Genomic DNA, 19653 nt, shown 5'->3' with positions numbered 1-19653 from the left:
ATGCAGGAGTTCGACGGGATCAAGGCGCTCGTGACCGGCGGGGCCTCGGGCATCGGCCTGGCGGTGGCTCGGACGCTCGCCGCGCGCGGCGCGAGGGTCGCCATCCTCGACCGGGTCGAGGCGGACCTGGCCGACGACTTCGTCTGCGTCGTCGCGGACGTCACCGACGACGCCTCCGTGCGCTCGGCCGTCGAGTCGGCGGTCGCGCAGTTCGGCGGCCTCGACGTGCTGGTCAACAACGCGGGTGCCGGTGCCGTCGGGACGGTGGCCGACGCGACCGACGAGGAGTGGCACCGGGTGCTCGACGTCAACGTCGTCGGGCCGGCCCGGGTGAGCCGCGCCGCGCTGCCCGCCCTGCGCGAGTCCGAGCACGCCGCGATCGTCAACACCTGCTCCATCGCCTCGACGGCCGGGCTGCCGGCCCGCGCGGTGTACTCCGCGAGCAAGGGGGCGCTGCTCGCGCTCACGATGGCGATGGCGGCGGACCACCTGCACGAGGGCATCCGGGTCACGGCCGTGACCCCCGGGACCGCGGACACCCCTTGGGTCCAGCGGCTGCTCGCCCAGGCCGACGACCCCGCCGCCGAGCGGGCAGCGCTCGAGGCCCGTCAGCCGCACGGCCGACTCGTCTCGGCCGACGAGGTCGCGCACGCGGTCGCCCACCTCGCGTCGCCGTTGTCCGCCTCCACGACGGGCACCCACCTGGCCGTCGACGGCGGGATGGACCGCCTGCGCCTGCGTCCGCGCGAGACCCCGTCGTCGTGAAGCGCTACGGCTCCGTGGTCCGGCTGCGACCCGAGAAGGAGGCCGAGTACCGCCGCCTGCACGCGGCGGCGTGGCCCGAGGTGCTCGACCGCCTCTCGCGCAGCAACATCCACAACTTCTCGATCTTCCTGCGCGACGGGCTGCTCTTCTCGTACTACGAGCACGAGGGGGAGGACCACGACGCCGATGTCGCTGCCATCGCCGCGGACCCGCGGACGCAGGAGTGGTGGGCGCTGACCGACCCGTGCCAGCAGCGGTGGGACACCTGTCCCGAGAGCCAGTGGGCCCCGATGGAGGAGGTCTTCCACCATGACTGACGGCCAGACCCGGCCCGGCACCACGGTGACCGGGCCCGAGGCGGAGCACGGCGCCATACCTGCCCGTCGTGTCGGTCGCACGGACCTGCACGTCACGACCATGGGGTTCGGGGCGGCGAGCATCGGCAACCTCTACCGGCCCGTCGAGGAGTCCACGGCGCGGGCGACCGTCGACACCGCATGGGAGGAGGGGGTCCGCTACTTCGACACGGCTCCGCACTACGGCGTCGGCCTGTCGGAGCGTCGCCTGGGTGCGGCACTGGCCGACCGCCCGCGGGACGAGCTCGTGCTCTCGACCAAGGTGGGGCGCCTGCTGGTCCCCAACGAGAACCCGGTCGGCAACGACCTCGCGTGGGGCTTCGACACCCCCGACGACCTGACCCGCCTGCTGGACTACTCGGCCGACGGCGTCCGCCGCAGCATCGAGGAGAGCTTGGAGCGGCTCGGCACCGACCGCATCGACATCGCCCTGGTCCACGACCCGGACGACCACGTGGAGCAGGTGCTCGCCGAGGCCCTGCCCGAGCTGGTGCGCCTGCGCGACGAAGGCGTCGTGGGCGCGATCGGTGTCGGGATGAACCAGTGGGAGGCGCCGCTGCGCTTCGTCCGGGAGAGCGACCTCGACGTCGTCATGCTCGCCGGGCGCTGGACCCTGCTGGACCGCACCGGGGAGCCGTTGCTCGCCGAGTGCGAGCGACGCGGCGTGTCCGTGCTGGCCGCCGCACCGTTCAACTCCGGGCTGCTGTCGCGGCCGGACCCCGCAGCCGACACCCACTTCAACTACGAGGCGCCCGATCCCCGGCTGCTGGCCGCGGCCCGCGAGCTCGCCGACCTGGCCCGCGACCACGGCACCGTCCTGCCGCACCTCGCCCTCACGTTCCCCCTGCAGCACCCCGCCGTCGCGGCGGTCGTCACCGGGCAGGCGAAGCCGGAGCACGTGCGCTCCTCGGCCCGGTGGCTGTCCACCCCCGTCCCCGAGGCCGTGTGGCCAGAGGCAGAAAAGATCGTCGAAGGAGTGCTGTGAGCATCGTCAGCTCGATCACCGTCAGTGACATCCGGTTCCCCACCTCGCGCGAGCTGGACGGCTCCGACGCCATGAACCCCGATCCCGACTACTCGGCCGCCTACGTGCGCCTCAGCTGCGACGACGACTCGGAGGGCGACGGCTTCGTCTTCACCATCGGCCGCGGCAACGAGGTCGTCGTGACGGCCCTGCAGGCCGTCGAGCAGCTGCTCGTCGGTCGCAACGTCGGGACGCCGCACGACCTGGCCGAGACCGCCCGGGCGCTCCTGCACGACAGCCAGCTGCGCTGGCTCGGGCCGGAGAAGGGCGTCATGCACATGGCGATCGGGGCTGTCCTGAACGCCCTCTGGGACCGTCAGTCCCGGGTGGCCGGGCTTCCGCTGTGGGAGTACCTCGCGTTCCTCAGCCCGGAGGAGCTGGTCGACCAGGTGGACTTCCGCTACCTCACCGACGCCCTCGACCGCGAACAGGCGCTGGACATCCTGCGCGCGGCCGAGCCGACCCGGCGCGAGCGCGCAGACCACCTGCGAACGGCCGGCTACCCGGCGTACACGACCTCGCCCGGGTGGCTGGGCTACAGCGACGAGAAGATGGTCCGGCTCGCCCGTGAGGCGGTGGCCGACGGCTACACCCAGATCAAGCTCAAGGTCGGCGCCGACGCCGAGGACGACGCCCGGCGGATGAAGCTCGCCCGTGAAGCAGTCGGCCCCGACATCCGGATCGCCATCGATGCCAACCAGCGCTGGGACGTCGAGGACGCCGTCGGTGCCGTGAAGATGCTCGCCCCCTACGACCCCTACTGGATCGAGGAGCCGACCAGCCCGGACGACGTCCTGGCCCACGCCGCCATCCGCCGCCGGGTTTCGCCGGTCAAGGTCGCGACGGGCGAGCACGCGCAGAACCGGGTGATCTTCAAGCAGCTGCTCCAGGCAGGTGCGATCGATGTCCTGCAGCTCGACTCCGCGCGCGTGGCCGGTGTCAACGAGAACATCGCGATCTTGTTGCTGGCCAAGCAGTTCGGCGTGCCCGTGTGCCCGCACGCCGGTGGCGTGGGCCTGTGCGAGCTCGTGCAGCACCTGTCGATGTTCGACTACGTCTCGGTGAGCGGGTCGATGGACGACCGCGTCGTCGAGTTCGTCGACCACCTGCACGAGCACTTCGTGGAGCCTGCCGTGGTCCGCGCCGGCCGGTACGTCACGCCGACGGCACCGGGGTTCTCCGCGCGGATGCACGACGCCTCCCGCGAGCGGTTTGCCTACCCCGGCGGCGCCGCGTGGGCCTGAGCCGCGTGGGTCCGAGCCCTGTGGGTCCGAGCTGCGTGGAACCGAGCGACCCGGTGGTGGCGCCATGCGTGTAGCGGTCATGTCGACGTGCATCGGCGACGCGATGTTCCCCGAGGCGGTCAAGGCCACGGTTCGGCTGCTGCGTCGGCTGGGGGTCACCGTCGAGGTGCCGCAGGCGCAGACCTGCTGCGGCCAACCCATGGTCAACACGGGGTACCTCGACGAGGCCGTCCCCCTGGTGCGCACCTTCGTCTCTGCCTTCGAGGGGTTCGACCACGTGGTCGTCCCGTCGGGGTCGTGTGCGGGGTCGGTCCGCCACCAGCACGGGCTGGTGGCGGCCCGGTCCGGTGATGCCGCGCTGGCCGATGCCGTCCGGCAGACCTCGCCGAGGGTGCTGGAGCTGAGCGAGTTCCTCGTCGACGTGCTCGGCGTCGTCGACGTCGGTGCGTGGTTCCCGCACCGGGTGACCTACCACCCGACGTGCCACTCCCTGCGCATGCTCCGGGTGGGTGACCGCCCGACCCGGTTGCTCTCTGCCGTGGGCGGGATCGACCTCGTGCCGCTGCCGAGGGCCGAGGAGTGCTGCGGCTTCGGGGGGACCTTCGCGGTCAAGAACGCCGACACGTCCGTGGCGATGGGCGCCGACAAGGCGGCCCACGTGAGGTCCACCGGTGCCGAGGTCCTCGTCACGAGCGACAGCTCGTGCCTCATGCACGTCGGGGGGCTGCTCTCACGCGGGCACGCCGGAATCCGCACGATGCACCTCGCGGAGGTGCTCGCGCACACCCCGGACGAGGGCGCTGATGGCCTCGACGCCGCCGATGGCACAACCTCGGTGGCCCGGTGAGCGCGGTGACGGGCCCCACGACGTTCCTCGGTATGCCGCCGTTCCCGACGGCGGCGCGTGCCGCCCTGGGCGACGCGCAGCTGCGCCGCAACCTCGCCCACGCGACAGGCACCATCAGGGCCAAGCGCGCCGCCGTCATCGACGAGCTCGAGGACTGGGAAGGCCTGCGTCAGCGGGCTGCTCGCACCAAGGACGAGACGCTGGCCCACCTCGACGAGCACCTGCTCACCCTCGAGGCGTCACTGACCGCACGGGGGGCGACGGTGCACTGGGCCCGGGACGCCGCCGACGCCTGCCGGGTCGTGGCCGATGTGGCCCGAGCCCACGGCATCCGGGATGTCGTCAAGGTGAAGTCGATGGCCACCCAGGAGATCCAGCTGAACGAAACCCTTGCCGAACAAGGGATCTCGGCGTGGGAGACCGACCTCGCCGAGCTCATCGTGCAGCTCGGTGACGACCTGCCCAGCCACATCCTCGTCCCTGCGATCCACCGCAACCGCACCGAGATCCGCGACATCTTCCGGGACCGGATGGGGGCCGTTGGACGCGCCGCGCCCGACGGGCTGACCGACGACCCCGCGGTGCTGGCAGGGGCGGCCCGGCTGCACCTGCGCGAGAAGTTCCTCTCGACCCGCATGGCCGTGTCGGGGGCGAACTTCGCCGTCGCCGACACCGGGACCCTGGTCGTGGTCGAGTCCGAGGGCAACGGCCGGATGTGCCTGACCCTGCCCGAGGTGCTGGTGTCGGTCGTCGGGATCGAGAAGGTCGTGCCGACCTGGTCCGACCTCGAGTCGTTCCTCACCCTGCTGCCACGGTCCTCGACCGGGGAGCGGATGAACCCGTACACCTCCACCTGGTCGGGCGTCGCACCCGGCGACGGACCGCAGGAGGTGCACGTCGTCCTGCTCGACAACGGTCGCACCAAGGCGTTGGCCGACGACTTCGCGCGCCAGGCGCTGCGCTGCATCCGCTGCTCGGCCTGCCTCAACGTCTGCCCCGTCTACGAACGCGTCGGCGGCCACACCTACGGCTCGGTCTACCCGGGCCCGATCGGGGCCATCCTCAACCCGCTGCTCAAGGGGGTCGGGCAGGACCCGGCGACGGATGCGCTGCCCTACGCGTCGACGCTCTGTGGTGCCTGCGGGGACGTGTGCCCGGTCGCCATCGACATCCCCGGCATCTTGGTCCACCTGCGGGGCAAGGTCGTCGACGCCCACCGGGGCGACGGTCTTCCGAAGGCCGAGGCGGTGGCGATGAAGGCAGCAGCCTGGGGCCTGGGCAGCGCGGCTCGGCTGGGTCTCGGCGAAAGGCTGCTCGGTGCCGCGGCGGGTCTGTGGCGCGGGTCCCGTGCGGGCACGACGCGACCGGTCATCACCCGCCTGCCCTGGCCGGGCTCCCACTGGACCCGCGCCAGGGACCTCCCCGTCCCCCCGCGGGAGTCGTTCCGGGCGTGGTGGCGTCGGACCGGTCGCGACGGCGGTGCCTCGTGAGCGCCCGCGAGGAGGTGCTGGCCGCCGTCCGGTCCGCCCTGCACCCGGCCGCGTCCTCCCCGGCACCCGTGGCGTCGCCGCCGCCCGTCCCGTCCGTCCCGGGCCCCGATCAGGCCCCCGGCGAGGAGGTCGTCGCGCTGTTCGCCGGACGGGTGGCGGACTACCGCGCCGAGGTGACCCGCTGCGGCGCGGCCGAGCTCGCCGAGGTGGTGTCGTCCATCGTCGCGGACGCACACGGGGTCGTCGTGCCGCCCGGTCTGGACCTCGAGCTCCCCGGCGCCACATTGGACGACGACCTCACCGCGGCCCAGCTCGACGGCATCGAGGCCGTGGTGACCCGCGCCAGCATCGGGATCGCCGTCACCGGCACCGTCGTGCTCGACCACGGCCGCGGCCAGGGGCGACGATCCGTCACGCTCCTGCCCGACCTGCACGTGTGCATCGTCGACGAACGCCAGGTCGTGTCCGACGTCGGTGACGCCCTGGCCCGCCTCGACCCCCGTCGGCCGCAGACCTGGGTCAGTGGTCCCTCGGCGACCAGCGACATCGAGCTGTCCCGGGTCGAGGGCGTCCACGGCCCGCGCCGCCTGCACGTCGTCCTCGTCGGCGACTGACCGGTTCGGTCCCGCCGCGCCCCGCGGCGTCACGCGGTCGCCGCACTCCGGTCGCGTCAGCCGGCGGCGCGGCGACCCTTGCGGGCCTGGAGGTAGTCGCTCACGACGTACTCGCCGAGCCGGTCGACGCTCGGGGTGAACACCCGACCGCCGGCCCGCCTCGCGATCGCGTCGACGAACCTCGCCAGCCCCGGGTCCTCGCCGAGCATGAACACGTTGAGCGCGGCCCCGGACCTCCGCAGCTCGTCGACCTGGGCGACCGTCGCCCGCAGGGTCGCGTTCGTCGTCGGCCACTGGAACTCCGGTATGCCGCCGTCCCCGAGGTGCGCCGTCGGCTCACCGTCGGTGACGACCAGGACCACCGGCTGCGCCTGGGGGTGGCGGCGCAGGTGGCGGGAGGCCAGCATGAGCGCGTGCTGGAGGTTGGTCCCCTGCACCCACTCGGGCTCGGCGTCGGCGAGCTGCACCGGGGTGAGCCGCTTGGCGGCGATGTTGAACCCGATGATCTGCAGCGCGTCCTGCCGGAACCGCGTCTGCACGAGGTGCGACAGGGCGAGCGCCGTCTGCTTCATCGGTCCCCAGCGGCCCTCGTTGACCATGGAGAAGGACATGTCGACGCACAGCGCGACCGCCGCGGTGGTGCGCCGCTCGGTCTCCACCACCTCGAAGTCGGCCACGTCCAGGCTCACCTGACCGGGCTGGATACCGGTGCGGCGCAGGGCGTTCGACACGGTGCGGGGCACGTCGAGGGGCTGCTCGTCACCGAAATCCCACGGCCGTGTCAGGCCGGTCGGCTCGTCGGCGTGACCCGTCCGGCGGTCGTCGTGGTCGCCGTGACCATCGGCGGACAGGCCCTCGAACACCTTCTTCAGCGCCGTCTCGCCGAGGCGCCGGACCGCGCGTGGGGTGAGGCGCAGTCCGTCGTCGCCCTGGCTGACGTAGCCCTGGCGCTCGAGCTCGCGCTCCAGCTGGCGCAACGCCTCCAGGTCGCGGGCGGCGTCGGCGCCCAGGTGCTGCTCGAGGCGTTCGACGTCGATGTCGTCGAGGCTCGACCCGCCGTAGCTCTGGCCGACCTGCTCCATCAGCGACTCGAGGTCGGCCAGCTCGGCGACGGCCTCGACCGCCGCGCTGTAGCCCATCGGCTCACCACCGGGCCGCATCCCGACGGGGCTGCCCCGGTCGAGTCCGGGTCGCAGGGCCCGGAGGTTGTCGTTCAGCTGGGCCATCTCCGACGCCAGGTCGGCATCCGCGAGGGCGTCGCTCATGAGCTGGCCGAGCTGTTCGCGCTGCTCGGGCGACAGGGACGCCATCATCCGGGCCGCCGCGGCCTGCCGCCGGGCGAGGGCGTCGATCAGCTCGTCGACGTCCTGCGGGTCCTCGGGGAACAGCCCCCCGTGCTTGTCCATGAAGGCCCGGAAGGCATCGGTCGTGTCCTCGCCCTGGGCGTGCGAGGCGAGCAGCCGGTTGAGGTCGGCGAGCATGTCGCGGACGGCGGCCATCGCCTCGGGGTCGGGGTTCGACAGGGCCTGCGCCATCCCGGCGAACTGCGCGTCCATCACCTCGCGCTGGAGCATCTGCGCGATGGAGTCGTAGATCGCCTTGGCCTCGGGGGAGTGCCACTCGTGGGAGGCCAGCGCCCGCACCTGTCCGGCGGCGTCGTCGGGCAGGGTGGCGAGGTCCATCTCCGCGAGGCGTGCGTCGTCGGTGTCCTCCCCGGCGAGCGTGTCCCGCTCGGCGGCGAGGGCCTGGTCGAGGGCCGCCCGCACCTGGTCGAGGGTGCCCGAGAGGTCACCCTTGCGCCGGGCCGCGTCCCGAGCACGTCGTATGCGGTCGGCGAGCTCGTCGAGCCCGCGTCGCCCGTCCATCCCCCGCCTCAGCAGGTCGCGCAGAGCCTCCCGGGCCGAGCCGCCCGCGAGGACGTCCCGACCGATCTCGTCGAGCGCCTCCCGCACGTCGAACGGCGGGGCCAGCGGATCGGCGCCCCCCTGCCACGGGCCGTAGCGGAACCGGTCGCCGTGGTGACCGGCTCCGGAGCCGGGGCCTCGCCCCATACGACCGCCGTCCCCGCGTCGGTGTCCACCGGAGGAGGGCACGGTCAGGCTCCGTAGACCGTGCGGCCGGCCACGGTGTCCTTGTCGAGGCGACGGGTGAGGTGCAGGCCCTCGAGGACGAACTCGACGGCCGCAGCCACCTGGCCCGGGCCGGCGTCGTCACCGTGGCCCAGTCGGTCGAGCACCTTGGACAGGCCGGGGGTGGTGCCGATCTGGGCGAGCAGGTCGGCGGCGGGGACGAGCTCGCCGGTCTCGACGACCTCACCCTCGGCGAACCGCTCGGTGAAGCCGGACAGGTCCAGGCCCTGCAGTCGTGCGCGGAAGGTCTCGGCGGTCGCGAGGCGCAGCAGGTGGTCGAGGACGTCACGCTCACGGCCCTCCTCGCCCATCTCGAACTCCACCTTGCCGAGCAGCGTCGGGACGACGGTGGGGACGTCGCAGATGCGGGCCACGGCGTCGGCCTCACCGGCGCGGGCGGCCCGGCGCAGGGCCGAGGCGCTCACGCTCTCGGCAGCCGCGATCGAGAAGCGCGCCGAGACGCCGGAGCGCTGGTCCACGGCGGAGGACTCGCGCAGGCCCCGGGTGAACCGCGCCAGCACCTCGACCAGGTGCTCCGGCACGTCGGCCACCGTCTCGGCCTCCTGCTGGATCAGGCGGACCTCGTCGGAGACCTCCTCCTGGTAGTGCGTGCGGATCTCGGCGCCGAAGCGGTCCTTGAGTGGGGTGATGATGCGGCCGCGGTTGGTGTAGTCCTCGGGGTTGGCCGTCGCGACGAGGAGCAGGTCGAGCGGCAGGCGCAGGGAGTACCCGCGGATCTGGATGTCGCGCTCCTCGAGCACGTTGAACATCGCCACCTGGATGCGCTCGGCGAGGTCGGGGAGCTCGTTGAGGCCAAAGATGCCGCGGTTGGCGCGGGGGACGAGGCCGTAGTGGACGGTCTCGGGGTCGCCGAGGGTGCGTCCCTGGGCGACCTTGACCGGGTCGACGTCGCCGACGAGGTCGCCGACGCTGGTGTCGGGCGTGGCCAGCTTCTCGGTGTAGCGCTCGTCGCGGTGGCGCCAGACGACGGGCAGGTCGTCGCCGAGGTCGGCCTTGAGGTTCAGGCAGCGGGTGCAGACCGGGACGGTCGGGTCGTCGTGGATCTCGCAGCCCGCGACCTCGGGGGCCCACTCGTCGAGGAGCTGGCCGAGGGTTCGCATGAGGCGGGTCTTGCCCTGGCCGCGCTCGCCGAGCAGGACCAGGTCGTGGCCGGCGAGCAGGGCGCTCTCGAGCTCGGGCAGGACGGTGTCGTCGAACCCGACGATTCCCGGGAAAGCCGGCTCACCGGACCGCAGCCGCTCCAGCAGGTTCTCGCGGAGCTCAGCCTTGACGCTGCGGTGGGTGTAGCCGGTGGCGACGAGCTCGCCGAGGGTGCCGGGGCGTTCGGTCTGGGTCATTCCTCCACGCTACGTCCGGCTCCTCGCGACCGACACCCGTGGGGCCGCCCCGCCCACGGGGTGGTCGGCTGCGCCCGCTGGCCCGTGAACCGCTGGTCCGCGACCCGCTAGTCCGCGACCTGCTGGTCCGCGACCGGCTGGTCGGACGCATCGACGACGAAGGCGCAGAACTCGTTGCCCTCCGGATCGGCGAGCACGGTCCACCGTGGCTGCTCGCCCATGACCGTGGCCCCGGCCGCGACGAGCGCGGCCACGGAAGCGGTCTGCACGTCCCAGTGCAGGCGGTTCTTGGCCGTCTTCGGTTCGGGGACCGCGACGAACACCATGCTCTCGAACGGCAGGGCCTGCTCAGGGCCTGCCTCGATCCACCACCAGTCGTGCTCGACGTCGTGACCGACGGGCAGGCCGAGGACGTCCCCCCACCAGCGACAGAGGGGCCCGGGGTCGGCGCAGTCCACCACGAGCTCGTAGAGGCGGTAGGCCCGAAGCCGGTCCGGCGGACGGACGAAGGCGCAGAACTCGCCGCCCTCGGGATCGACCATGACCGTCCAGCGCTGCTCGTCGGTGGCGGGTGCCAGGACGGTGGCCCCCAGGGCCTCGAGGGCCTCCACCGACTCGGTGTCGACGTCGAGGTGGACCCGGTGCTTGACCGTCCTCGGCTCGGGCACGGTGTTGAGCCACAGCGCGTGGCGCGGGGTGGGGCCGTCCAGCACCCCGGGGTCACCGGGGCCTGGCCGCCGCCTCAGGCCGAGTGCGGCAGCCCAGAACTCCGCTTGGGTGTCCTCGTCGCAGACGTCGAGGCAGAGGTCCTGAAATCGGGCGAGAGCCATCCGGACACCCTAGGGAGCGGCACTGCGCCGCACACCCCTGCCGCCTCATCTCCCGGCTCTGCCCATGGAAATGCGCCCTGCCCATGAAGCTTCATGGGCAGGGCGCACTCCGGTGGGCACAGCTCGCTGGACGGCAGAGCAGGCCCTGTCCGGCGCCGGGTCGGTGGCGCCGGAGGTCAGGCGGTGGGGTCAGGCAGGTGGATCGGTTGCGTCAGGCGGCCGGGTAGTCGGTGTAGCCCTCGGCGCCGCCGCCGTAGAAGGTGTCGGGGTTCGGCTCGTTGAGCTCGATGCCCTCGCGCCAGCGCTTGGGCAGGTCGGGGTTGGCCAGGAACGGGCGGCCCACGGCGACGAGGTCACCGAGGTCGCGCTCGAGCAGGCCCTCGACGGAGTCCAGCGTCGTGACGTCGCCGAACCCGGTGTTGATCATGACCGGCCCGTCGAACCGCTTGCGCAGGTCGCGGAGGAGGTCCGAGTCGGGCGCGGCGAGGATGCTCAGGTAGGCGAGGCCCAGGTCGGCGATGCCCGAGACGAGCGCGTCGTACGTCGCCGCGGTGTCGGCTGCATCCTCCTCGAGAACGCCTTGGATGTTGTGGGCGGGGGAGATGCGGATGCCCACGCGCTCGGCACCGATGGCCTCGGCGACGGCGCGGGTGACCTCGATGGAGAGGCGCGCACGGTTCTCGGGGGAGCCGCCGTACCCGTCGGTGCGGGTGTTGCTGCTCGGCGCGAGGAACTGGTGCAGCAGGTAGCCGTTGGCCGAGTGGACCTCGACACCGTCGGCGCCGGCGGCCACGGCCTGCTTGGCGGCGTGGACGAACTCGGCAACGATCCCGGGGACCTCGTCGGTCTCGAGGGCACGCGGCTCCGGCTGGTCGACCTGGCCGTTCGCGGTGACCATCTTCCCGGGGGCGGCGATGGCGCTGGGGGCCACGGACTCGAGGCCGTTCTTGTTGTCCGGGTGCGCGATGCGACCGGCGTGCATGAGCTGGATGAAGATGCGGCCACCCTCGGCGTGCACGGCCTCGGTCACCTTGGACCAGCCGGCGACCTGCTCGTCGCTGTGGATGCCGGGGGTGTCGAGGTAGCCCTGGCCGACAGCGGACGGCTGGGTGCCCTCGGTGACGATGAGGCCGGCGCTGGCGCGCTGGCGGTAGTACTCGACGTTGAGGTCGGTGGGAACGCCACCCTCACCGGCGCGGTTGCGGGTGAGCGGGGCCATCACGAAACGCTGCGGCAGCGTCCACGGGCCGACCTGGGCGTTCTCGAATGCCTTGGACATGCAATCTCCTCGAAGTCGATCGTCAAAAGTTCAACAATGACGCCAACCCGGTCCGGTGGCCCGTGATTCCCGGAGTGGGGTGAACTCCCGGTGACAGGGCGTCGTCCGTGCGGTGGGCGTGCCGCAGATCACGTGGGCGGACAGGATGGTGGGGTGCAGTCCGTCGAGCTCCTCCTCGACCCGGCCACCGATGCCGCGGTCCGGGCCGAGTGGGCTGCCCTGTCGGCCGCCGGACTGCCCAGCCAGGCCGACCACCGCGGCGAGACGAACGCCCCGCACGTCTCGGTGCTGGCCGCCGAGGGCTTCCCCGAGGACGAGGGTTCGCTGCCAGACGCCGCCCGGGCCGTGCCGCTGCCCGTGCGCCTCGGCCCACCCGTCTTGTTCGGCGGACGACGGCTGGTGCTAGCCCGCCTGGTCGTGCTCGACCGTGCACTCCTCGACCTGCACGCAGGAGTCGTCGCCGCGCTCGCCGGGGCCACCGGCCCCTCGCCCCACACCGTCCCGGGGAGGTGGGTGCCGCACGTGACGCTCGCCCGCGGCATACGGGCCGACGGGGTGGCGGCCGCGCTGGACGCCCTCGGTCCTGAGCGCAGTGGTGTGCCGGAGCTCGTGGGGGAGGCCACCGCCCTGCGGCGGTGGGATCCCGTCGCCCGGCGCGCGTGGGAGGTCTGAGCGGGTCCCGACCCGGTGGGGATGGCACAGTGCTGGGTATGCCGCCGACCGCACCTTCAGCTGCCACCGCCACCCTCGACGTCGCCGCCCTCCGGGCCCAATTCCCGGCTCTGGACGGTGGCGCGGCGCACTTCGACGGGCCCGGTGGGTCGCAGATCCCGACCGTCGTGGCGCAGGCCGTGGCGGCGACGATGACCGCGCCCATGTCCACCCGCGGGAGCGTGACGCGCGCCGAGCAGAACTCCGACGCGAACGTCCTCGCCGGACGCGCGGCGCTCGCCGATCTCCTGGGTGCCGAACCGGGCGGGGTGGTGTTCGGGCGGAGCATGACCGCGCTGACGTTCGACCTGTCGCGGACGCTGGCCAAGGACTGGGGTCCTGGCGACGAGGTCGTCGTGAGCCGGCTCGACCACGACGCCAACATCCGGCCGTGGGTGCTGGCCGCCGAGGCCGTCGGTGCGACGGTGCGCTGGGCGGAGTTCGACCCGGTGACCGGTGAGCTCGACGCGCAGGCCTTCGCCGACGTCGTGACCGACCGGACGCGGCTCGTCGCGGTGACGGGGGCCTCCAACCTCATCGGGACGCGCCCCGATCTCCCGGCCATCAGCCGCATCGCCCACGACCAGGGAGCCCTGTTCTTCGTCGACGCCGTCCACCTCGCCGCCCACGCGACCGTGGACCTCGTCGGCTCGGGCGCCGATGTCGTGGCCTGCTCGCCCTACAAGTTCTTCGGCCCGCACTGCGGAGCGCTCGCGGCCGATCCGGCGTTCCTCGAGACGCTGCACCCCGACAAGCTGGCGCCGTCGTCGGACGCCGTGCCCGAGCGGTTCGAGCTGGGGACCCTGCCCTACGAGCTGATGGCCGGCACGGCCGCGGCCATCGACTTCATGGCCGACCTGGTCCCCGCCGAGGGTGGCGGCGACACCGGAGGTGCCCTGTCGCGGCGCGAGCGGCTGGTGCGCTCGCTGGCTGCGGTCGAGGCGCATGAGCTCGAGCTGCGCACCCGCATCGAGGTGGCGCTGGTGGAGCTCCCCGGTGCGACGCTCTACTCCCGCGCAGCCCATCGCACCCCGACCCTGCTCGTCGACTTCGAGGGGCACGACAGCTCCGCGATCTACCGGTACCTCGCAGGTCGCGGGGTCAACGTCCCCGCGAGCAACTTCTACGCGCTCGAGGCGTCCCGGACGCTCGGCCTCGGGGACGGCGGGGCGCTGCGGATCGGGTTGGCGTCGTACACGAACGACGACGACGTCGACCGGCTCCTCGGCGGCCTGGACGCCTGGTTCGCCCAAGCCTGACCCACGCGGGAGGCGCGGTCGGCGAGGCGGGTCAAACCTCGGTCGGCGGCGCTACCCGCGGGCGAGGCGGGCCTTGAGGATCGTGGCGAGACGGTTCATCTGCTGCACGTGGGCGGAGTCGCCGTCGGTCTGGACCACCGCGGGACCGACGTGGTCGGTGATGATCGCGACGGCATACCCGTCGTAGATCCCCATCTGGCGGGTGACGGTGTCGGAGCGGAGCCAGCCGCCCTTGAACGCCCCCGCCCCGATCGTGCCCAGCCCCCAGCGGTGGGCGCTGATCGGACGCATCGCCGACAGCAGGTAGCTGCTCGAGGCCTTCGAGACCACGCGGCCGTTGGCGAGGGCCGCCATGAAGCGCACCTGCTCGCGGATGGTCCACCGCATCCCGCCCTGGGAGGTGTCCGGGGCGACGGTGCGGGTGTCGCCGATGGAGCGCAGCACCCGGTCGATGGCTGCGCCGGGGCTGCCGGGGATCTCGTTGCGCAGGGCCACGACGGCATCGCCGTCGGACGCGGTGAGGGCAGCAGTGATCCAGCGCTTCTGCTGGGCCGTGGCCTGCCCGGGGTCGCCGTCGCAGACGGTGTCGAGGAAGGCCGCGACGACCAGGACCTTGGACGTCGACCACGCCTTCCAGCTCGAGACCGAGCCCTCGACGGTGACGTCGCCCGGGTTCGACAGCGGCGCGAACGCCAAGGCGTTCCGGGTGTCTCCCTTGAGCCCCGCCGGCCGCGGAGCCGGGGAGGGCGATCGCGTCGGCGTGCTCGGCTTCGGGGTGGTCGGGGCAGCGGTCCGCGTCGGCGTGGACGGCTTGGGCTTCGCTGTCTGAGTGGTGGCCGACGTGGTGGTCGACATGGTGGTCGGCGGTCGCGAGGTGGTTGACGGGGTCGTCGTCGCGGACGTGGTCGACGGTCGGGCTGCCCGTTCCGGGGCCGGCGACGAGCAGGCGGCGACCACGAGGGTGGCTGCCGCCAGGGCGGCGGCGAGGACGAGTGTGGGGCGCACGCTCATCGAGGGTAGCCGCCGCCGGCCGGCAGCAGGGGGCTCAGCTGTCGCGGTACCGCTTCGCCGCCGCGGCACGGTCGGCGAGCGCGGAGGCGTCCACGGGGGCAGGGCCCTTCGACCAGTCGCTCGGGTCGGCGGCATACATCACGGCGTAGGCGGCCGTGTCGCGCTGGGTTCGCCAGCCCTCGGCGAGCGGGCCGAGGTCGAGGGTGTCGTAGCCGATCTCGTCGAGGAAGCGGGTGACGGTCGCCTTCGCGGACGCGTCGTCGCCGGCGATCGCCAGCGCACTCCGCTCGGGCGAACCGGCCGGGCGCGCCAGCTCTCGCAGGTGCTCGAAGTAGATGTTGTTGAAGCCCTTGACCACCTTCGACGTCGAGAGATGGGACTGCACGAGCTCGGACGTGGTGGTCGACTCGTCGTCCAGCTCGGCGATGTCGCCGTCGCGCTGCGGGTAGTAGTTGAGGGTGTCGATCACGACCTTGCCCGCCAGCTCCTCGACGGGGACGTCGCGGTAGTTCTTGAGGGGGATGGTCACGACGACCAGGTCGCCGGCCGCAGCTGCCTCCGCTGCGGTGGCCGCGCGGGCGCCGGGACCGAGCTCGGTGACCAGGTCGGCGAGCGTCTCCGGTCCGCGGCTGTTGCTCATCACGACCTCGTGGCCGGCCGCGAGGGCCAGTCGTGCCACGGTGCTGCCGATGTTGCCACTACCGATGAATCCGATGGTCGTCATGGCTGCGTCAACCACAGAACCCGTTCGCAGATTCCTGCCCGGCACGACAAGATCCCCGTCATGCCCACCGAGCCGGACACCGCCGCACCTACTGCCCCCACCGCCCCGACCGAGCGGGAGGTCCTCGTCGAGTACCTCGACCATTTCCGGGGAGTCTTCGAGCGCAAGTGCGAGGGGCTGACCCCGGAGCAGCTCGCCGCCCGGTCGGTCGAGCCGTCGACGCTTTCACTCCTCGGTCTCCTGCGCCACCTGGCGAAGGTCGAGCACATCTGGTTCCGGATCACCATGGAGGGCAACGAGATCCCGCGCCTGTACGACGCCGACGCCCGGGATGCGGACTTCGACGGTGCGGTCCCCGACGCCGACGTGGTCGCCGAGGCGTGGGAGGCCTGGCGTTGTGAGGTCGCCCATGCCCGCTCGTTCGTCGACGCCGCACCGGACCTCGGGGTGATGAGCACCCACCCGACGCGGCAGCCGATCTCGTTGCGGGAGCTGCTCGTGCACCTCGTCGAGGAGTACGCCCGCCACTGCGGCCACGCCGACCTGATCCGCGAGCGGATCGACGGCGCCACGGGCGAGTGAAGAGGGGAGTGGAGGCGGGCGCACGACCCGCGGCAGGGCGCCATACGGCAGGGTGGGGTCCGTGAGCGAGGACCAGGAGCGCATCCGCGACGCCGTGCAGCGGTATGCCGCGGCGCACGCCGAGGTGCAGGAGGCCGCGGACGGGTTCGTGGCCATGATCACCGCGCTGCTCGACGACGCGGGCATCAACTACGTGTCGGTGACCGGCCGCGCCAAGAGCGTCTCGTCCTTCGCGGGCAAGGCTGCCCGCACCGCCCCTGACGGCTCGCCGCTCTACGCCGACCCCTTCGAGCAGATCACCGACCAGCTCGGCGTCCGGGTCGTCACCTACCTGCGCGACGACGTGACCGCCGTCGCCGACCTGCTGTCGGACCAGCTGAGCGTCCTCGACGACCGCGACCTCGGCCAGGAGACCGCCCGGCAGGGCCGGTTCGGGTATGCGAGTCGGCACCTCCTCGTGGCGATCGACCGGATCAAGGGTGCCCCGGCGCAGTACGACTCGCTCAAGGGGCACAGCGCCTCGGTGCAGGTGCGGACGATCCTCCAGCACGCGTGGGCCGAGTTCGAGCACGACATCCGCTACAAGGGGACCATCCCCGAGGAGCACGTCAGCGACCTCGACCGGCGGTTCACCCTCGCCGCCGGGTTGCTCGAGCTCGCCGACCGGGAGTTCTCCGAGATCCGGCACCGCCTCCAGGCGACGATGGGAGGGGGCCACGCACCGCCCGCCGACGACAGCGACCCCCGGATCAGCGCGGCCGACCTGACCGCCTTCCTGGCAGGGCAGTTCACCGATGCGGGCTGGTCGCGCACCGACCACTACGCCTGGATCTCTGGTCTGCTGCTCGAGCTGGGCATCACCTCGCTGGAAGAGCTGGCGGGGCTGCTCCAGTCGATCGACGCCCCGGCGATCAACGCCCGGATGGGCTACCGCTACCCCGCCGGTGCCGTCCGACGCCTCGATGACGCCCTGCTCGCGGTGTTCGGGACCCGCTACCTGGGCCTGCACGGCAACGCGCACCGCGAGGCCTCCCTGCGCGCCCGGCTCGAGAAGCTGCGCGCCGCGCCGCCGGAGGCCGCGCAGAAAGGCTGATGACGCTGTCGGGGGCCGGGTCTATCGTCCGAGGCATCATCCGCCGCGGCAGGTCGCGCAGAGCCGGCCGCCGCCCCAGCCCCGGGAGACAGAGATGGCTTCGACGCTCAACCCGTACCTCGGCTTCGCCGACCAGGCCAAGCCCGCGATGGAGTTCTACAAGGACGTGTTCGGCGGCACTCTGACGATGAACACCTTCGGTGAGTTCGGCGCTCCGCCCGGCCCCGACACCGACAAGATCATGCACGCCCAGCTCGAGACCGAGTCCGGCTTCACGCTCATGGCCAGCGATGCGCCCGAGGGCATGGAGCACTCCGCAGGCTCCTCGATCACGATCAGCCTGAGCGGTGACGACGACGCCGAGCTGAGGGGCTACTTCGACAAGCTCGCCGACGGAGGCACGGTGACGATGCCGTTGGAGAAGCAGATGTGGGGAGACGAGTTCGGCATGGTGACCGACCGCTTCGGCACCCCGTGGATGGTCAACATCGCCGGCTCCGGCGAGGGGGAGGGATCCACCGACTGACCGGTTCGTCCCGGTTAGAGTCGCCGTATGCAGTCGTGGGGGCGATGGCTCAGCCGTGGACTCGTCGTCGGTGGACTGGTCGGCCTCGTCGTGGTCGCCTACCGCTACGGGTCGTACGTCACCGTCTTCGGCGACGGCCCGTGCGAACGCGACCCGGCTCGGTGCGACGACCGGGCCAACCTGCTGGCGCAGCGCGAGCTGGGGCGCTGGTTCCTCGCAGCCGGCCTCGTGCTCCTCGCCGGGCTCGTCGCCACGGGGGTGCGTCGGGCGCTGGCCCAGCGGCCGACCCACGACGCACTGACGTCGACCGATCGCACTCCGGCCGGCTCGACGCCCACCGGTCCGACGCCCGTGCGACCGCCGCAGGCCCGGCCCACGCTGGTCGTTTCTGCACTGACCGCGTTCGGCACCGGTGTGGCCTCGGTGGTCCCGGTGGTCCTCACCACCCTGTTCTGGCTGTTCGGGGGGACTGCGGTGTACCTCGCCGTCGCCACGACCTGGTTCGTCCTGCTCGCCTGGGGGCTCGACCGCTCGCGACGTCGCCGGCCCCTGCCGGACGGCGAGCTCGGGTCGTTGCTGGTCTCGGCGAGCGCTGCGGCGACAGGCCTCCTCGGCGGTGTCGTCGCAGCCGTGGCCCTGGCGCCCGTGGCCGGACCCGCCCTCGGCGCCAGCCTGTTCGTCCTCGTGCCTGTCGCGCTGGCCCTGGGCGCCGGGGTCGGCTCGGCCGTGGTCGTCGCCTCGGAGCACCTGCTGGCCCACGGGTGGCGCGGCAGGTCCTCGGCCCTGGCGGCGCCGGCCGTCGTGACCGCGGCGGTCGCGATCCTGGCGACGGGACTGGTCGCCGGGACGCCGGTGGGTCGCGACCTCGTCGCAGGGACACGCAGCGACCTCTACCCCGACCTCGTCCCCTCCGCGGCGGCTGCGGTCCCGCCGGTCCTCCCCGACCCGCGCCCCGACCTCTCGTTCACCGAACCGCCCGACCCCACCTCGACCCCCACGCCCACCGTCGTGGCGTCACGGGCGTGCGTGGCCGACGACCTGTCCCTGGCTGCGCAGGGCTGGGACTCCGCCATGGGCAGCACCGCCGTCTCGGTCGTGGCGACCAATACCTCGACGACCCCGTGCTGGGTGCGCGGTCACCCCACCCTCCGCCTCACTCAGGGCCTCGCCGACCTCGACCTGGCAGTCACCTCATCGCCCACGCAGCGGTGGGGCAACGGCGCCGTCGTCCCGGACCGGCGGATCGGGCTGGCGGCCCGCGGCGGGCAGGCCTCGTTCGACCTCTGGTGGAGGGGCTACCGCAACGCCGCCGACCAGCAGACGCCGCAGACCCTGACCGTCGACCTCCCCGGAGACGCACCCGTGGAGCTCGGTCTCGCCGCGCCGTACCTGCTGGACGTGGTCGAGGGAGCAGAGGTGACGGTCACGCGCTGGACGGTGACGTCCCCCGGATCCGGCTGAGGTGCAGGCGGGCCGTCCGCGCCACCAGGTCGAGCGGCAGGGGAGCGGACAGCGGGAACTTCAGCGTGCCCGGGCCGGCGACGAAGGGGGCGGTGGCGGCGGCATACGCCTCGTCGCCCTCGGGGACGGGGTAGACGCTGACGTGCTTCTTCCAGCCGGCGACGTACATCGCGACGCGGCCGTCGACGAAGAACGCCGGGATGCCGTAGCTGATCCGCTGCTCGGCGCCCGGCAGCTCGGCGAGCACCGTCTCCCGCAGCCGCTCCACGGCCTCGCGGCTCGGGTCGGACAGGGACGCGAGGTAGGCCTCGACCGTCTCGAAGGGCGCCATGGCGCGACGCTACTCCTGC

The 19653-nt window shown here is 72.7% G+C and carries 20 protein-coding genes; 13 read left to right on the top strand and 7 right to left on the bottom strand.

All coding sequences use genetic code 11. The annotated features are described in order from the left end of the window. The 7 genes from ABD286_RS14225 (at window position 1) to ABD286_RS14195 (ending at window position 6340) form a co-directional block, all read left to right on the top strand. Entirely contained in the window at window positions 1–765 is a 765-nt protein-coding gene (locus tag ABD286_RS14225) for an SDR family NAD(P)-dependent oxidoreductase (RefSeq protein WP_344194590.1), read from the top strand. Next, on the top strand, window positions 762–1082 hold the full coding sequence (locus tag ABD286_RS14220) for an L-rhamnose mutarotase (protein ID WP_344194588.1): 321 nt from the start codon (window positions 762–764) through the stop codon (window positions 1080–1082). Before ABD286_RS14225 ends, ABD286_RS14220 begins: the two co-directional genes overlap by 4 nt. After that, a complete protein-coding gene (locus ABD286_RS14215) occupies window positions 1075–2106 on the top strand; it encodes an aldo/keto reductase (protein ID WP_344194586.1) in 1032 nt (343 codons plus the stop codon). Before ABD286_RS14220 ends, ABD286_RS14215 begins: the two co-directional genes overlap by 8 nt. Next, window positions 2103–3389: an enolase C-terminal domain-like protein gene (locus tag ABD286_RS14210; protein WP_344194584.1), complete on the top strand. Its 1287-nt coding sequence runs from the start codon at window positions 2103–2105 to the stop codon at window positions 3387–3389. The genes ABD286_RS14215 and ABD286_RS14210 overlap by 4 nt, the downstream gene beginning before the upstream one ends. A 64-nt stretch (window positions 3390–3453) precedes the next feature. Continuing rightward, window positions 3454–4236, top strand: coding sequence for a (Fe-S)-binding protein (locus ABD286_RS14205; protein WP_344194582.1), 783 nt, complete (start codon window positions 3454–3456; stop codon window positions 4234–4236). Window positions 4237–4268: 32 nt separating this feature from the next. Beyond that, a complete protein-coding gene (locus ABD286_RS14200; RefSeq protein WP_344194747.1) occupies window positions 4269–5726 on the top strand; it encodes a lactate utilization protein B in 1458 nt (485 codons plus the stop codon). Continuing rightward, complete coding sequence (locus tag ABD286_RS14195) at window positions 5723–6340, top strand: LutC/YkgG family protein (RefSeq protein WP_344194580.1); 618 nt, start codon at window positions 5723–5725, stop codon at window positions 6338–6340. Before ABD286_RS14200 ends, ABD286_RS14195 begins: the two co-directional genes overlap by 4 nt. A 56-nt stretch (window positions 6341–6396) precedes the next feature. Here the strand turns inward: ABD286_RS14195 and ABD286_RS14190 are convergent, their stop codons facing one another. The 4 genes from ABD286_RS14190 to ABD286_RS14175 all read right to left on the bottom strand — a co-directional run bounded on the left by ABD286_RS14190 (window position 6397) and on the right by ABD286_RS14175 (window position 11936). Then, complete coding sequence (locus ABD286_RS14190; protein WP_344194578.1) at window positions 6397–8391, bottom strand: vWA domain-containing protein; 1995 nt, start codon at window positions 8389–8391, stop codon at window positions 6397–6399. A 44-nt stretch (window positions 8392–8435) separates the two neighbouring features. Further along, window positions 8436–9827, bottom strand: a complete 1392-nt coding sequence (locus ABD286_RS14185; protein WP_344194576.1) for a sigma 54-interacting transcriptional regulator — start codon at window positions 9825–9827, stop codon at window positions 8436–8438. Window positions 9828–9934: 107 nt separating this feature from the next. Beyond that, window positions 9935–10657: a VOC family protein gene (locus ABD286_RS14180; RefSeq protein ID WP_344194574.1), complete on the bottom strand. Its 723-nt coding sequence runs from the start codon at window positions 10655–10657 to the stop codon at window positions 9935–9937. Between the two features lie 211 nt (window positions 10658–10868). Next, complete coding sequence (locus ABD286_RS14175) at window positions 10869–11936, bottom strand: alkene reductase (protein WP_344194572.1); 1068 nt, start codon at window positions 11934–11936, stop codon at window positions 10869–10871. A 153-nt stretch (window positions 11937–12089) separates the two neighbouring features. Between ABD286_RS14175 and ABD286_RS14170 the strand changes: the two genes are divergently transcribed. Then, window positions 12090–12608 carry a 2'-5' RNA ligase family protein gene (locus tag ABD286_RS14170; protein ID WP_344194570.1) on the top strand — a complete coding sequence of 173 codons (519 nt, stop codon included), beginning with the start codon at window positions 12090–12092 and terminating at the stop codon, window positions 12606–12608. 38 nt (window positions 12609–12646) lie between these two features. Then, entirely contained in the window at window positions 12647–13906 is a 1260-nt protein-coding gene (locus ABD286_RS14165; RefSeq protein ID WP_344194568.1) for a cysteine desulfurase-like protein, read from the top strand. 51 nt (window positions 13907–13957) lie between these two features. Here ABD286_RS14165 and ABD286_RS14160 read toward each other — a convergent pair whose 3' ends face one another. Together ABD286_RS14160 and ABD286_RS14155 are read right to left on the bottom strand one after the other, a co-directional pair. Further along, entirely contained in the window at window positions 13958–14911 is a 954-nt protein-coding gene (locus ABD286_RS14160; protein ID WP_344194566.1) for a serine hydrolase, read from the bottom strand. Window positions 14912–14951: 40 nt separating this feature from the next. After that, window positions 14952–15641: an NADPH-dependent F420 reductase gene (locus ABD286_RS14155; RefSeq protein WP_344194564.1), complete on the bottom strand. Its 690-nt coding sequence runs from the start codon at window positions 15639–15641 to the stop codon at window positions 14952–14954. Between the two features lie 60 nt (window positions 15642–15701). On the opposite strand from ABD286_RS14155, the gene ABD286_RS14150 reads away from it, so the two are divergent. The 4 genes from ABD286_RS14150 to ABD286_RS14135 all read left to right on the top strand — a co-directional run bounded on the left by ABD286_RS14150 (window position 15702) and on the right by ABD286_RS14135 (window position 19303). Continuing rightward, window positions 15702–16223 carry a DinB family protein gene (locus ABD286_RS14150; RefSeq protein WP_344194562.1) on the top strand — a complete coding sequence of 174 codons (522 nt, stop codon included), beginning with the start codon at window positions 15702–15704 and terminating at the stop codon, window positions 16221–16223. Between the two features lie 61 nt (window positions 16224–16284). After that, a complete protein-coding gene (locus ABD286_RS14145) occupies window positions 16285–17316 on the top strand; it encodes a GTP pyrophosphokinase (protein ID WP_344194560.1) in 1032 nt (343 codons plus the stop codon). Between the two features lie 94 nt (window positions 17317–17410). Continuing rightward, entirely contained in the window at window positions 17411–17842 is a 432-nt protein-coding gene (locus ABD286_RS14140; protein ID WP_344194558.1) for a VOC family protein, read from the top strand. 27 nt (window positions 17843–17869) lie between these two features. After that, window positions 17870–19303, top strand: coding sequence for a DUF4232 domain-containing protein (locus ABD286_RS14135; RefSeq protein WP_344194556.1), 1434 nt, complete (start codon window positions 17870–17872; stop codon window positions 19301–19303). On the opposite strand, the gene ABD286_RS14130 is transcribed toward ABD286_RS14135, so the two are convergent. Beyond that, window positions 19266–19634, bottom strand: a complete 369-nt coding sequence (locus tag ABD286_RS14130; protein WP_344194554.1) for an iron chaperone — start codon at window positions 19632–19634, stop codon at window positions 19266–19268. The two genes, ABD286_RS14135 and ABD286_RS14130, sit on opposite strands and share 38 nt — an antisense overlap. Window positions 19635–19653 lie beyond the last annotated feature (19 nt).

Origin of the sequence: Pedococcus aerophilus, assembly GCF_039532215.1 — a bacterium.
Lineage (GTDB): Bacteria > Actinomycetota > Actinomycetes > Actinomycetales > Dermatophilaceae > Pedococcus > Pedococcus aerophilus.
This window is presented reverse-complemented; position numbering and strand designations above follow the sequence as displayed.